Origin of the sequence: Nocardia rhizosphaerae (assembly GCF_042650365.1) — a bacterium.
GTDB classification, from domain to species: domain Bacteria; phylum Actinomycetota; class Actinomycetes; order Mycobacteriales; family Mycobacteriaceae; genus Nocardia; species Nocardia rhizosphaerae.
This window is the reverse complement of sequence record NZ_JBHSBA010000015.1, coordinates 720,194-733,868: the sequence shown is the minus strand read 5'-3', so window position 1 is coordinate 733,868 and position 13,675 is coordinate 720,194. Positions and strand designations below refer to the sequence as shown.

Genomic DNA, 13,675 nt, shown 5'->3' with positions numbered 1-13,675 from the left:
CGAGATCTCCGCCCGTGGACGGATCTGCCCGCCGCCACGACGCGCTAGCGTGGAACGAGCGGTTCGGCGGAAGGTGGGGTCAACGTGGACAGCGCGACAATCGCCCGGCAATGCACACTGTGCGAAGCACACTGCGGGATTCTGGTGACGGTGGCCGGTGATCGGGTCACCCGGATCGAGGGCAATCCCGACGACGTGCTGTCGAAGGGTTACATCTGCCCCAAGGCCACCGCCATGGGCGACCTGCACCACGACCCCGACCGGCTGCGCACCCCGGTGCGCCGGGTCGGCGACCAGTTCGTCCCCATCGGCTGGGACGCGGCGTTCGCCGAGATCGGCACCCGGCTGCGCGCGGTGCGCGCCGCGCACGGACCCAGCGCCATCGGCATGTACATGGGCAACCCTGCCGCGCACAGCTCCTCGGTGCTCTACGGCGTCGCCCTGCGGGCCGCGCTGCTCACCCGCAACTTCTTCACCGCCTCCTCCATCGACCAGTTCCCGCAGGAATTCGTCGCCTGGCGGATGTTCGGCGCCAATGTCCTCATGCCGGTCACCGATATCGACCGCACCCAGCGGCTGGTGATCCTCGGCGCCAACCCGGCGGTGTCCAACGGTTCGATCACCACCATGCCCGGCGCCAAGAACCGGATCAGGGACGTGCGCCGACGCGGCGGCACCGTCGTCGTCATCGACCCGCGCCGCACCGAAACCGCGCGCCTGGCCGACGAACACGTCGCGGTGCGCCCCGGCGGCGACGTATTCCTGCTGCTGGGCATGCTGCATGTGCTCGTCACCGAGAACCTGTGCGACCAGCGGGCCGTCGCCACCCAGAGCGCCGGCTTCGCCGAACTCGCGCGGCTGGTCGCCACCACCACCCCGCAGCTGATGGCCCCGCACGCGGGCGTCGACGCCGACACCATCGTCCGGCTCGCCCGCGAGCACGCCGCCGCCCCCTCGGCCGTGCTGTACGCGCGGATCGGGGTGTGCCTGCAGGTCACCGGCACGCTCACGCACTGGCTGGTCAACGCCGTCAACGCCGTCACCGGCAATCTCGACCGGCCCGGCGGGCAGATGTTCGCCACTCCGCCCGTCGACGCCGCCCGCTACGCCAAACACCTCCCGATGGGGCACGGTGCGTGGACCGACCGCACCGGCAGCTACAAGTCCTTCCGCAGCGAACTGCCCGTGGCCGCGCTCGCCGACGACATCAGCGCCGACGGTCCCGACCGGATCCGCGCCATGATCACCTACGCGGGTAACCCGGTGCTGTCCACCCCGCAGGGCGGGCGGCTCGGCGACGCCTTGGACACGCTGGATTTCTATGTCGCCGTGGACATGTACGTCACCGAGACCACCCGCCATGCCGACATCATCCTGCCGCCGGTGTCCCCGCTCGAACGCGAAGAACTCAACCTGCTGTTCCCGGTGTTCAGTGTCCGCAACAACGCCCGCTTCGACGCCGCCGTGTTCACCCCGCCCACCGACGGGCTCGAGGACTGGCAGATCCTGGCCCGCTTGATCACCGAACTGGTGCCGCTGCCGGCGCGCCGGTTCACCGGTCGCGCCGTCACCGCCGTCTTCGACCGGCTCACCCCGCTGCGGCTGACCGCGGCCGCCCTCGCCACCGGCCCCTACGGCATCCTGCGACGCGGCCGAAAGGGCCTCACCGTGAACGGGATTCGCGCCACACCCGGCGGCGTCGACCTCGGTCCACTGCGGCCGCGCCTGCGGGAACTGATCGGGACCGGCGACCGCAAGGTGCAGCTGGCACCACCGGACTTCCTGCGCGCCGTGCGCACCGTGCTCGACGAGTCCCGCGCCACCGCGACCTTCGGCTACGACCTGCAGCTCATCGGCCGCAGACACCTGCGCAGCAACAATTCCTGGCTGCACAACATCGAGTCGATGGTCAAGGGCCGCGACCGCTGCACCGTGCTGATGCATCCCGACGACGCCGCCGCCCGCGGGCTGGCCGACGGCGCGCAGGCCACCGTCGCCTCGGCGGTCGGCGAGATCGTGGTGCCGGTGGAGGTCAGCGCCGACATCCGTCCCGGCGTGGTCGCCATCCCGCACGGGTGGGGACACCACGATCCCGGTCTCGGCTGGCAGGTGGCCGCCGCCCATCCCGGCGCCAATGTCAACCTGCTGCACGATCCCACCCGCACCGATCCGCTGTCGGGCACCGCCGCGGTCAACAGCACCTGGGTGCGGGTCGGCCCGGTCCTCGACCCGAGCCGACCCGCCGACGGCGCGGCCACCGTGGCCGCGCCGCGCCGGACCGGCTAGCGGAACCGCAAGGTGGTGGTGGCCAGGCCGAAGATCTTGCGGCCACCGGACTTGGCGACGATCGCGATCACCGCCGTGCGGGTCTCGGGATCGATCGATTTCACCCGCCCGGTGTACTCGATCTCCCCGCCCGCCTCGGTATCGACGACCACCGTATTCGACAGCCGCACCCCGTAGCGGGTGACCGCACCGGGATCACCGGACCAGGCCGAGACGAAACCGGCGCCGAGCCCCATGGTCAGCATGCCGTGCGCGATCACATCGGGCAGCCCGGCCAGCGCGGCGATGGTCGCGTCCCAGTGGATCGGGTTGCCGTCGCCGGAGACCCCGGCGTAGTTCACCAGGTCGCCACGGGACAGCCGGGCGGCGCGCAACGGCAGTTCGGCGCCGACGGTCAGTTCCTCGAACGAGAGCGTCGTCGCCGGAACCCGCGCGGCGCCTTCCGCCGAATACCGCAGCTCACCTTCGGGACGCAGCGGGGTTTCCACCGGCTCGGCCGGTGCGCCATCGCCGTTGCCGAACACCTTGACCCCGTGCACCATCACGTTCTCCACCGCGCGGCTGATCTCGGGATCCACCTCGTCACCGGTGATGCCGACGACCGTGGTGTGCATGACGTGCACCGTCTCGCCGGACTCGTCGGCGAAAGTGTTGGTGACGGTGATCAGGTCCTTGCCCGCGATCCGGCGCACCGAGGACAGCTCGACGTCGACCACGAGCCGGTCACCGGCGACGATCGGCTTGTGCTGTTCGAAGACCTGCTCGGTCTGCACGAACATGTTGTAGCCGGTCACCACCGATTCGAACAGCGGCCGGTTGGCGGCCATCGCCGGGATCGAGGTGAAGGTCAGCGGGGCGACCAGGCCGCGGTAGCCGAGTGCGGCCGCTGCGTCGTCCTCCCAATGCGCGGGATGGAAGTCCTGCACCGCGCGCGCGTATTCGCGGACCTTCTCGCGACCGACCTCGTAGACGTCGTCCAGACGGTAGTAATGCCCTACCTTCGACGCGATATCGGGGGCATCGATCACGGAAGTCACTGTGCGGATCACCTTCGTTCGGGGGGAACGGACACCCGGCAGGCTAGCGGACTCACCGCCGGACCGCGCACACCTTGCCCCACTTCACAGCGGCGGGGTCCGTTGTCCACGTGGTATGGGCGGCCGCCACGAACTCCGTCAGCGTGGCGGGAAGAATCGCCGCAGCCGGCCACTCCCGGACTCGGGCGCATCGTGGCCGGGGCACCACTGGTGTGGCGGGACGGCGGCTCTCACCTGGGCGACATGACTACCGCGTCCGGACCAGGTCGTCTTCCCGCAGGTGCGGCAGCGCACAGGACTACACACGATCTCGGCTCCATTCCTGCTCAGGCCTGCGGCTGTCGGCGTCGACGGCATCGGCGGAGTGGACGGAGTCCGTCAGCGCCCCGCGGTATCGGCGAGCCGACTGTGATGGGCCAGCAGCCTCGACAGCAACCCGGTGAGCTGGTCCCGCTCGTCGGCGTCGAGCGGGGCGAGCAACTCCTCCTGGCAGGCGGCGGCCTGTTTCTCCAGGCTGCGTAACCGTCGGCGTCCGGCGGCGGTGATCGTCACGACATTGCGGCGGCGATCGGCCGGGTCGGGAGCGCGTTCGGCCAGGCCTCGTTCAGCGAGTTCGTTGACGGTGGCCACCATGTCGCTGACGTGGATTCCACTGCGGCGCCCCAGCTCCGCCTGACTGGCCGGACCGGACTCCGCCAGCGTGGCCAGCAGCCGGTAGTGGTAGCCGCGCGCTCCGACGGCCGCGAACCCGTCAGCCGCCAAACGCTGTGCGTGCTGCGCGGTCTGGGTGAGCAGCCGGCTGGGCAGCGACTCCCAGGCCGCCTGCCGCCCTTCGGCGTTCTCCATGGCCCGAGCCTAACCCCAATCGTTGGATCGGCAAACGATCAGCTGATATCGTTAGTGGCACAAACATTTACAGCACCGACATTTGTCGGCCGAATGACCTCGCCCGGCTCCTCTCGATCCCTGGCTACGGTTTCTCGGGACCCACGCACTAGCGGAGCTCGAACACGGACCGCATTGCCAGGGCATGGGCCACCTCGGTGGCCCAACCCCTTTGGCGTGACCCTCTTCACCACCGTGGGCTGACCGCTCAGATCTGATGCATCCACGCCACGAAGAACACCGCCCCCGCCGCGGTGAGCACGACCGCGGCGGGCAGCACCCACCACGAACCCCCGCCACCGAACACAGCGCGCGTCAGCCGCAGTTGCAGCCGTCCGAGCGCGGCGACGATGCCGAGGAACACCGGCGCCAGCAGCAGGCTCAGCCCGGCGTGCACCAGCCACGCGCCGAGCAATGTCGGTCCGCCCCAGGAATTCCGGTAGTCGTTGGCGGCGAGCAGCGGATACAGCAGGCCGCGCACCAGCGCGAGCACCGTCAGCATCAGCAGGAACCACGCGAGCAACCCGGCTCCGGCCGACAGCACCGAGTGCAGCAGCAGACGTCCCGTCCCGCCGCGGCGCGCGGCGACCGGCTCGTGCAGCAACCGGCGCGGCACCCGCAGCCGGGTCCGGATCGGCGACACCGCCAGCGGCACGGCGAGCAGGGCATAGGCGATGCTGCGCCGCGGTCCGCTCACCGTAACGCGCCTGCCGCGGCGAGATCGTCGAAGAGCAGCTGATCCACCGGCGGAACCAGATCGCGGTCGCGATACCGGAACCAGGCCAGCGCGTCGATCTCACTGCTCGCGGTGAGCACACCCCGATACGCCGCAGTATAGCAGGCCATCCGCACCACCGTGGGGTGCCCGTCGGTCACCGCCGCCTCGTAGGTGCCCACATGATCGGCGGTGGCCACCTCCAGCTCCACGGCCAGCTCCTCGGCGACCTCACGGACCAGGGTCTGCAGGTCGGTCTCGGCGCCTTCGCGCTTGCCGCCGGGAATGAAGAACACATCCTTGCCACGGGGCCGCGCGCACAGAATGCGCCCGTCCTCGATCAGTACCCAGGCGACGGTGTCGATCAGCTGCTGTACCGGAGAGTCCACCACGGTGGGCAGCCTACGCCCGTCAGTGCCCCGGCAGGACGCAGGCGGTGTCGAGGCCGAGCACCCGGTTGAGGCGGCCGAACGCCAGCCAGGACCCGATGCTCATGCTCAGTTCCACCACCTCGGCCTGGCTGTAGTGCTCGAACATCCTGGACCAGAACGCGTCGTCGAGGCCGTGATGATCCAGGGCGTACCGCTCGGCGTATTCGGCGGCGAGCCTGGCCCGTTCGTCGAACCGGTCGGTGGTGCGCCACTCGGTGACGGCCTCGGCGAACTCCGGTTCCACCTTCTGCCCGTCGCGTTCGGTGCGCCAATCCTGGCAGAACAGGCATCCGTTGAGCTGGGCGATCCGCAGCCGGGCCGCCTCGAACTCGCGCAGCCCCAGCGTCGAATGCTCGTACACCGACAGCGAGAACGCCGCCGCCGCGACCCCGATGCCGGGCACCATCTCGCCCCACACGTAGCCGATCGGGTCCTTGCCCTGCGGGATATCGATGATCATGGGGTCGTCCTTCCGAGTTTGCCCACCGCGGGCCGCAGCGGCACATCGAGCGCGTCGTAGAGTCCGGGATCGGCCGCGACCAGCCAGTCGATCGCGTTCACCAGACGGCCCACCGCCGTGGCGTTTCCGCCCGCGGAACGGTTGCCGCCCTCGTCGGAGGCCTCCACGCTCACCTCGATCCGCGGAGTGCCCTCGATGATCACCCGGTGCGCGCCGACACCGTCGGGCGGTGTCGGCCAGTGTGGTGCGCAGTCCGGGTGGATCCGGGTGACGTGCTCGATGACGATCCGCGCTCGCCCGTCGACGATGCCCTGCACCTCGAACCGCACCGCGCCCTGGGTGCCCGCGGCGAACTCCCCCATCTGCACGGTCTGCACAGTCGCATCGAGTGCGCACCGGTCAACGGTCTCGCGGATCTCATCGAGCTCGGCCCCCAGCGCCCTGGCCATGAGCCGGATCTGCCCGCCCCACACCATGGTCGGCACCGAGGGCAGCAACATCGGCGGCTGGTAGTCCATCGGCTGTCCCATCCCGACCAGATAGCGCACCGAGTCGGGCTGGTCGTAGGTGGAGTAGTCGAAGATCTCCTGGCAGCGCACCACGTCGAGGGTGCTCGCCAGCCCGCTCAGCAACAGCGGGAGCACATCGTTGCCCCACCCGGGATCGACACCGGACACGAACAGCGAACCGCCCCCTTCGGCGATCGCCGCGAGCACCGGGTCACGTAGTTCAGCGGGCGCGCCGACCGGATCGTAGAGCGGGTAGAGCGCAGGGGTGACGACGACGGCACCAGCGCGGATCGCACGCACGATATCGGCGAGTGCGTCGCCGGGCCGGATATCGCCCGAGGCCGCGTACACCACTGCGCGCGGTCCGGCCGCGAGGACGGCATCGATGTCGGCGGTGGCGGCCACGCCGAGGTCGTGGTCGAGTCCGGCGAGCGCGCCCGCGTCACGGCCGACCTTGTCGGGGTTGTGCACCAGCACCCCGGTGAGTTCCAGCGCCGGATGGGCGGACACGGCGCGGATGGCCGCGCGGCCGACATTGCCGGTGCCCCAGACGATCGTGGGGATCATCGCGCGAGCCTAACAAGTGCTTGGTTCGGTGTCAGGCGATTCGCAGGGTCAGCGCGGTGTCGCCCAGCGCCGCCGCCACCCGCTCCACCGCGGCCGCGACCGCCCGTTCCGGCACGGCGCCCGAGTCGAACATCGACACCTCGACGACATCGTCGATCCGTTCCCAGGTACCCGAGATCCGCCCGTCGACCAGTACCAGTGGCGAGATCCACCCCGCCGCCCTGCTCACCCGACCGCGGTGCGCCGCGGGCAGCAACGCGGGATCGCCCGTGCCGGGTCCGAGCACGTACTGGTCGAACGGCCCGAGCAGATGGACCGCGCCGTCGAGTCTCGCGGCGGCGAGTTCGTCGGCGAGTTCGGCGGGCAGCCACCCGGTTCTGCCCTCGACGTCGACTTCGGTGAGCTCGGCGCCGAGCTCGGCGAACCAGCCACGCACCCGCGTCTTGCGCAGGCTGTTGCGGCTGAGCCAGGCGTCGAAGGCCTCCGGCGTGGCCGGACCGTAGGCACCGAGGTAGGCGCGGATCGACTCCGGTGCCGCGATGTCCGGGTCCGGGATCCCCGGCCAGCCGGGGATGAGCCGCGCGGGATGGGTGAAGGTGATCTTGGTACCGCGGGACGGACCATGGCACAGCGCGCCCTGCCAGGCCAGCGGTTTGAGCACCGCGCCCCAGCCTGAGCGCAGCTGCTCGCCCAGATGGCCGAAGCCCGGTTCGGCCAGCACCGCCTCGACCAGCTCGTCGCGAGTCAGTACCTGGTCGGCGAGAACCCCCGAGACCACCTCGACGAGTGCGGCGACCTGATCGGGAGTCGCACCGAAGGTCTTCTGCCACGACGGTTTCTCCCAGGTGCGCGCCGCACCGATCAGCGACAGCGCGGCCGCGGCCTGCGCGGGCGGCATCGCGTGCAGCGTGCCGCGCATCGCCCACGTCTTCACCAGGGTGCCCGCGGCCAGCGCGTCGGCCACCGCACCGGACCGCGGCGCGGCCGTACGCACGGCGACCGCGGTCTCGGCCGCCGAGGCGACCTGGGCCTGGACGCCGGCCAGCCGCCCGGCGATCTCGGTGGCCGAACCCTCGGCCGGTACTGCGACGAACTGGCGCCCGAGCCGCCACGCGAACACCTGATCCCACCCGACACGCAACATGCGCAGCAACCCCTTTCGCTGTGACCGGAGCACCATCAGAGCAGAGCGCCCCGACAGGTTCGCGGGTCTAGCGGGTATCGGCGCGGCGCACGGTCGCCTGCCGCAGGGCCGCGCGCAGTCCGTCGCAGGCGTCGTCGCCGATCCGCTCGACGAAATGGCTCAGCACCAGATCGGCGCGACCACCCAGCTCCAGCGCCTCGTGCATGAGCCGGGCGCTGTGCTGCTCGCGGGTCATGGTGGGCCAGTAGCGGTAGGCGCGGCCCTCCCGCGCCCGGTCCAGCCAGCCCTTGCGATGCAGGTTGTCCATAGTGGACATCACCGTGGTGTAGGCGATATCGCGTTCGGCGGCGAGCTCTTCGAACAGTTCGCGCACCGTCGTGGCATCGACATCGCGGTCCCAGAGCCGGTCCATCAACACCGCCTCGAGCTCACCGAACTCACGCACCGTGCACGAACTCCTCGTCCTCATCCGAACCCGGCCCACCCTACGCCCCGCAGTGACCGCAATCGCACGGCAACCCACCTGTCGTACCCCGATGCGAACATATGTTCGTGTCCGATTCCGTCGCTGGGCGCCGCCCCCGCATCCGAACCCGTACCGAGGCCTCGATCCTGCACGCCGACCTCGACTCCTTCTACGCTTCGGTCGAACAGCGCGATCAGCCCTGGCTGCGCGGAAAACCGGTGATCGTCGGTGGAGGCGTCGTCCTGGCCGCCAGCTATGAGGCCAAGGCCTTCGGCATCCGCACCCCGATGAACATCGGACAGGTGCTTCGGCTGTGCCCGCACGCGGTACTGGTGCCGCCGCGCATGTCGGCCTACGCCGCGGCGAGCAAGGCCGTGTTGGCGGTCTTCCACGACACCACCCCGATCGTGGAGCCGATCTCGATCGACGAGGCGTTCCTCGACGTCGGCGGGCTGCGCCGGATCCGCGGCGCGCCGATCGATATCGCCCGCACGTTACGGGCCGAGGTCGCGCGCTCGGTAGGGCTGCCGATCTCGGTCGGCATCGCAGGCACCAAGTTCCTGGCCAAGGTGGCCTCGGCGGTCGCCAAGCCCGACGGCCTGCGTCTGGTGGAACCGGGTGCGGAGCTGGAGTTCCTGCACCCGCTGCCGGTCGAGCGGCTATGGGGCGTCGGCAAGGTCACCGCCGCCACCCTGCACGCCAACGGCATCACCCGGATCGGTCAGCTGGCCGAACTCGGCGAACCGCACCTGCGAGCGATCCTCGGCCCCGCCGCGGCCAGGCACCTGTTCGCCCTGGCCTCGGCCCGCGATCCGCGGCGGGTGGAGACCGGAAAACGCAGACGCTCGATCGGTGCCCAGCGCGCGCTCGGCCGCCGCCACCGCGAACCCGACGAACTCGCCGCCTACCTCGACGGCCTCACCGACCGGCTCGGCCGCCGCCTACGCGCCGCCGACCGGGTCTGCCGCACCGTGATCCTGCGCCTGCGCTTCGACGACTTCACCCGCGCGACCCGCTCCCACACCCTCGCCGAAGCAACCGACGCCACCGCCGCGCTGCGACACGCGGCCAGGCTGCTGCTCGACACCGCCCAGCCGCTGATCACCGAACGCGGCATCACCCTCATCGGCCTCGCCCTGACCAACCTCGACGACGCCGACACCATGCAGCTCACACTCCCGCTGCAACCCCGCGCCGACAACACGCTCGACGCCACGCTCGACGACCTGCGCCGCCGCTTCGGCTCCACCGCCGTCACCCGCGCCGCTCTGCTCGACAAGGGTGCGGGACTGTCGGTCCCGCTCCTGCCCGATTGAGCTCGCGCCGCCCACCGGCGCAACCACCCTCCCGCCGCAGCAGCCCCGCACGGTCGCGCCCACCGCGAGCGAGGTGCGCGGGCAACACCCGGCATGGGATAGTCGGCGAATGCCTTACGCCGTCCTCGGCTTCCTGACCCTCGCCCTGTGGGTGTACTGCCTCGTCGACATCATCACCAGCCCCGACGCCGGAATCCGGCATCTGCCCAAGATGGGCTGGATCGTGGTGGTCGTGCTGGTGCCTACCGTCGGCGCCCTGCTGTGGCTGTTCGCCGGGCGCCCCGTCGGCACCGAACGGCCGGTGTCCACCACCCGCTATCGCGAGTACGACCGGCCGGGCCGGGCCGTGGCATCCAATCCTGACGACGACGAAGCCTTCCTGCGCGGCCTGCGCGAACGCGCCGAACAGCAGCGCCGCGAGGCCCGCAGGCAGCAGGCCGAACGCGACGAGGACACCGGGGCCTGATCAGCCGAACCGCTTGGGCCGCTTGTCCATCAACCGCAGAATGAGCGGTGTGAAGATCAACTGCATCGCCAGGTCCATCTTCCCGCCCGGCACCACGATGCAGTTCGGGCGCGACATGAACGAGTCGTGCAGCATCGACAGCAGATAGGGAAAATCGATCACCTTCGGATCCGCGAAACGGATCACCACGAAACTCTCGTCCGCGGTCGGAATGCTGCGCGCGATGAACGGATTCGAGGTGTCGACCGTCGGCACCCGCTGAAAGTTCACGTACGTCCGCGAGAACTGCGGGCAGATGTATTTCACGTAGTCCGGCATCCGGCGCAGGATCGTATCGATCACCGCCTCACTCGAATAGCCGCGATGGGTCTTGTCCCGGTACACCTTCTGGATCCACTCCAGGTTGATGATCGGCACCACCCCCACCAGCAGATCGGTATAGCGGGCGACGTTCACCGCCTCGGTCACCGCCGCACCGTGCAGCCCCTCGTAGAACAGCAGATCGCTGCCGGGCGCGAGATCGGTCCACGGCGTGAACGTCCCGGCGGGCTGCCCGAACGGTTTCGCCTCCACCTCGTCGTGCAGGTATCTGCGCACCTGCCCGACCCCGGATTCGCCGTACTCCCGGAACAGCGTCTCCAATTCGGGCAGCAGATTCGCGTCCTCCCCGAAATGGGAGAACGTCGTATCGCGTTGCTGCTCGGCCTCGGCCATCGCCAGCTTCATCTCCGCACGGTCGTAGCGGTGGAACGAATCGCCCTCCACCACCACCGCGTTGATCCCCTCTCTGCGGAAGATCTCCTCGAACGTGCGGGTGACACTCGTGGTGCCCGCACCCGAGGACCCGGTGATCGCGACAACAGGATGCTTGACCGACATCGGGGCACTCCTCTACCTACGCTGGTCGTGCTCGGCCGGACGGAACAGCGATCGCGTCCCGAACAACGAACTGTCGAAACTCGGGCCCGCGTCCGGCTCCGAGTGGTAGCGCTCCACGCGCAAGACCTCGTTGCGGGAACCGAAGACGAACGGCACCCGCTGATGCACCTCGGCCGGTGTCACCGACATCACCCGGTCGTGCCCGGTACTCGCGGCGCCACCGGCCTGCTCGACGATGAACGCGATCGGATTGGCCCCGTACAGCAGCGACACCCGGCCAGGGCGCGCCGGATTCCTGGTGTCGCGCGGATACAGATACATCCCGCCCCTGGTGAGAATGTGGAATGTGTCGGCGACCAGCGACGCCACCCACCGCATGTTGAAGTCGCGGCCACGCGGACCGTCGACCCCCGCCAGACACTCCTGCACATACCGGCGCACCGGTCGTTCCCAGAACCGCTCGTTGGCGGCGTTGATCGCGAAACCCGAGGTGTCCTCCGGGATCCGCATCCGCGGATGGGTCAGCACGAAAGCGCCGATCTCGCGATCCAGGGTGAATCCGTCGACCCCACTGCCGGTGGTGAGCACCAGCATGGTCGCAGGCCCGTACAGGGTGAAACCGGCGCACACCTGCCGCACCCCCGGCTGCAGGAAGTCCGCCGCACCCGGCTCGGCTGTCCCGTCCAGCACCGACTGCGGCGCGCGCAGAATGCTGAAGATCGAACCGACCGGCAGGTTCACATCGATATTGCTCGACCCGTCCAGTGCGTCGTAGGCCAGCAGGTACTTGCCGCGGCGCTGGGCGGCGGGCACCGGCACCACCTCGGCCCGCTGCTCGGACAGCAACCCAGCCAGCTGCCCGGCCCACTGGGTCTGGGCCACCATGATGTCGTCGGTCAGCGTGTCGAGGCGCCTGCTCACCGAGACCGGTTCGTCGTCGCCACCCGAGCTGACGATCGCGCCGCGGGTCACCTGATTGGCGATGATCTTCGTCGCGGTGGCCACCACGTTCACCAGTGCCGAGAACTCGCCGGAAGAACCGGGATGCCGATGTTCTTCCTCGATCGTGTATCTGGTGAGGGTCTTCATTCGATCCGGCACGCCACGACCACCTCCCCCGCCGGTTCGTCGAAGACACTGCTGCCGTACACGTCCCGGTCGCACAGCGTGATCAGATCCGCCTTCGACAGCGGCCGCCCCGCCTCCACCAGTCGTTTGGCCTGCCGCAGCCGGCACCGGTCGATCGCATTGCGCACGCTGCGGGCATTGGAGAACCGCGGACGCGTCATCCGCGCGGTCAGATACTCGGCGAAGGCGGTGCGCGCCGCCGGGTCGAACCGGAAGTTCTCCACGGTCACCATCGTCTCCGCGATACCCATCAGCTCGTCGTGGGTGTAGTCGGCGAACTCGAGATGATGGGCCACCCGCGACGACAGGCCGGGATTGGCCGAGAAGAAGCGGTCCATCCGGTCGGGGTAGCCCGCGAAGATCACGACCAGGTTCGCCCGTTCGTTCTCCATTTCCTGCAGCAGGATCTCGATCACCTCCTGCCCGTAGTCGCGTTCGTTCTCCGGCCGGAACAGGTAGTAGGCCTCGTCGATGAACAGCACGCCACCGGCGGCCTTGGCGATCGCCTCCTTGGTCTTGGGTGCGGTGTGGCCGATGAACTGGCCGACCAGATCGTCCCGAGTCACCGTGTGCACCTTGGGTTTGCGGATGTAGCCGAGCGCGTGCAGCATCTGCGCCATCCGCAATGCCACCGTGGTCTTGCCGGTGCCTGGGCCGCCGGTGAAGCTCATGTGCATGGTCGGCCGCGAGGACTCCAGCCCGAAACGGCGCCGTGCCCGATCGATCAGCAGCAGCGCCGCGATCTCGCGGACCCGCTCCTTCACCTTGGCCAGCCCGATCAGGTCGGCATCGAGTGCGGCCAGCGTCCTATCCACGTCGTGACCAGCCAGATCCAGCGACAGGTCCAGTCGCGCGTCCGGGGCCAGCGGTTCCTCGACGTCAGGGGCCTCCGGTGGCGCGCCCGACGGCCGGGCGTCACCGACGCCCGGCCGTGCCAACCGGAATCCACCCGCGGATCCCTCAGCCGCCATACCGCTGTCCCTGCGGGCGCGCGGTCGCGTACGAGCGCAGGCTGTAGGTCTGGCGCCGATCCGCGCCCTCGGCACGGCCCAGTTCGAAACCGGGTTCGGTGGCGGGCCGCTGCACCAGGAAGCTCAGCGCCGTCGTCTGTTTGGTGTAGGTGGCGTCGTAGGCGGTCACCCGCACGTAGTGGCGCGGGAATGTCGCCCGGCAGGCGTTGATCTCGGCCATCACCCCGTCGGGTTCGTCGAGATCGAACAGCGGCAGCCCCCACATCTCCCAGTAGGTGTTGCGCGGGTGCGGATCGTCGGTGTATTCGATCGACACCGGCCAGTTGTTCAGCAGCGCGTAGCGCACCTGGGCCGCGATCTCGGCGTCAGTGAGCTCGGGCAGGTAGGAGAACGTCCCCTGTCGCAGATACATGGT

The 13,675-nt window shown here is 69.6% G+C and carries 15 protein-coding genes; 3 read left to right on the top strand and 12 right to left on the bottom strand.

Going from position 1 to position 13,675, the window contains the following annotated elements; genetic code table 11:
- Window positions 1–84 precede the first annotated feature (84 nt).
- Window positions 85–2,286 carry a molybdopterin oxidoreductase family protein gene (locus ACFOW8_RS25630; RefSeq protein ID WP_378554058.1) on the top strand — a complete coding sequence of 734 codons (2,202 nt, stop codon included), beginning with the start codon at window positions 85–87 and terminating at the stop codon, window positions 2,284–2,286.
- Here the strand turns inward: ACFOW8_RS25630 and ACFOW8_RS25625 are convergent.
- From ACFOW8_RS25625 to ACFOW8_RS25590, 8 genes are all read right to left on the bottom strand, one after another.
- Complete coding sequence (locus ACFOW8_RS25625; protein ID WP_378554057.1) at window positions 2,283–3,323, bottom strand: fused (3R)-hydroxyacyl-ACP dehydratase subunits HadA/HadB; 1,041 nt, start codon at window positions 3,321–3,323, stop codon at window positions 2,283–2,285. The genes ACFOW8_RS25630 and ACFOW8_RS25625 overlap by 4 nt on opposite strands.
- Window positions 3,324–3,701: 378 nt before the next feature.
- The gene (locus ACFOW8_RS25620; RefSeq protein ID WP_378554055.1) at window positions 3,702–4,169 is read right to left on the bottom strand and encodes a MarR family winged helix-turn-helix transcriptional regulator; all 468 of its coding nucleotides are present in this window, start codon (window positions 4,167–4,169) and stop codon (window positions 3,702–3,704) included.
- 247 nt (window positions 4,170–4,416) lie between these two features.
- Window positions 4,417–4,905: a hypothetical protein gene (locus ACFOW8_RS25615; protein WP_378554054.1), complete on the bottom strand. Its 489-nt coding sequence runs from the start codon at window positions 4,903–4,905 to the stop codon at window positions 4,417–4,419.
- On the bottom strand, window positions 4,902–5,315 hold the full coding sequence (locus ACFOW8_RS25610) for an NUDIX hydrolase (protein ID WP_378554053.1): 414 nt from the start codon (window positions 5,313–5,315) through the stop codon (window positions 4,902–4,904). The genes ACFOW8_RS25615 and ACFOW8_RS25610 overlap by 4 nt, the downstream gene beginning before the upstream one ends.
- Window positions 5,316–5,334: 19 nt before the next feature.
- On the bottom strand, window positions 5,335–5,814 hold the full coding sequence (locus ACFOW8_RS25605) for a carboxymuconolactone decarboxylase family protein (protein ID WP_378554052.1): 480 nt from the start codon (window positions 5,812–5,814) through the stop codon (window positions 5,335–5,337).
- Window positions 5,811–6,890, bottom strand: coding sequence for an NAD(P)H-dependent amine dehydrogenase family protein (locus ACFOW8_RS25600; RefSeq protein ID WP_378554051.1), 1,080 nt, complete (start codon window positions 6,888–6,890; stop codon window positions 5,811–5,813). Before ACFOW8_RS25600 ends, ACFOW8_RS25605 begins: the two co-directional genes overlap by 4 nt.
- 31 nt (window positions 6,891–6,921) lie before the next feature.
- Window positions 6,922–8,034: a winged helix DNA-binding domain-containing protein gene (locus tag ACFOW8_RS25595; protein ID WP_378554050.1), complete on the bottom strand. Its 1,113-nt coding sequence runs from the start codon at window positions 8,032–8,034 to the stop codon at window positions 6,922–6,924.
- 67 nt (window positions 8,035–8,101) lie between these two features.
- Window positions 8,102–8,503 carry a BlaI/MecI/CopY family transcriptional regulator gene (locus tag ACFOW8_RS25590; protein ID WP_378554049.1) on the bottom strand — a complete coding sequence of 134 codons (402 nt, stop codon included), beginning with the start codon at window positions 8,501–8,503 and terminating at the stop codon, window positions 8,102–8,104.
- Window positions 8,504–8,580: 77 nt separating this feature from the next.
- On the opposite strand from ACFOW8_RS25590, the gene dinB reads away from it, so the two are divergent.
- On the top strand, window positions 8,581–9,816 hold the full coding sequence (gene dinB, locus ACFOW8_RS25585; RefSeq protein WP_378554048.1) for a DNA polymerase IV: 1,236 nt from the start codon (window positions 8,581–8,583) through the stop codon (window positions 9,814–9,816).
- Between the two features lie 109 nt (window positions 9,817–9,925).
- Window positions 9,926–10,282 carry a PLDc N-terminal domain-containing protein gene (locus ACFOW8_RS25580; protein WP_378554047.1) on the top strand — a complete coding sequence of 119 codons (357 nt, stop codon included), beginning with the start codon at window positions 9,926–9,928 and terminating at the stop codon, window positions 10,280–10,282.
- On the opposite strand, the gene ACFOW8_RS25575 is transcribed toward ACFOW8_RS25580, so the two are convergent.
- The 4 genes from ACFOW8_RS25575 to ACFOW8_RS25560 are packed head-to-tail and all read right to left on the bottom strand — an operon-like array spanning window position 10,283 to window position 13,672.
- A complete protein-coding gene (locus ACFOW8_RS25575) occupies window positions 10,283–11,161 on the bottom strand; it encodes a phosphoribulokinase (protein ID WP_378554045.1) in 879 nt (292 codons plus the stop codon).
- A gap of 12 nt (window positions 11,162–11,173) precedes the next feature.
- Entirely contained in the window at window positions 11,174–12,262 is a 1,089-nt protein-coding gene (locus ACFOW8_RS25570) for a class 1 fructose-bisphosphatase (RefSeq protein ID WP_378554044.1), read from the bottom strand.
- Window positions 12,247–13,260, bottom strand: coding sequence for an AAA family ATPase (locus ACFOW8_RS25565; RefSeq protein WP_378554043.1), 1,014 nt, complete (start codon window positions 13,258–13,260; stop codon window positions 12,247–12,249). The genes ACFOW8_RS25570 and ACFOW8_RS25565 overlap by 16 nt, the downstream gene beginning before the upstream one ends.
- Entirely contained in the window at window positions 13,250–13,672 is a 423-nt protein-coding gene (locus ACFOW8_RS25560; protein WP_378554042.1) for a ribulose bisphosphate carboxylase small subunit, read from the bottom strand. Before ACFOW8_RS25560 ends, ACFOW8_RS25565 begins: the two co-directional genes overlap by 11 nt.
- Window positions 13,673–13,675 lie beyond the last annotated feature (3 nt).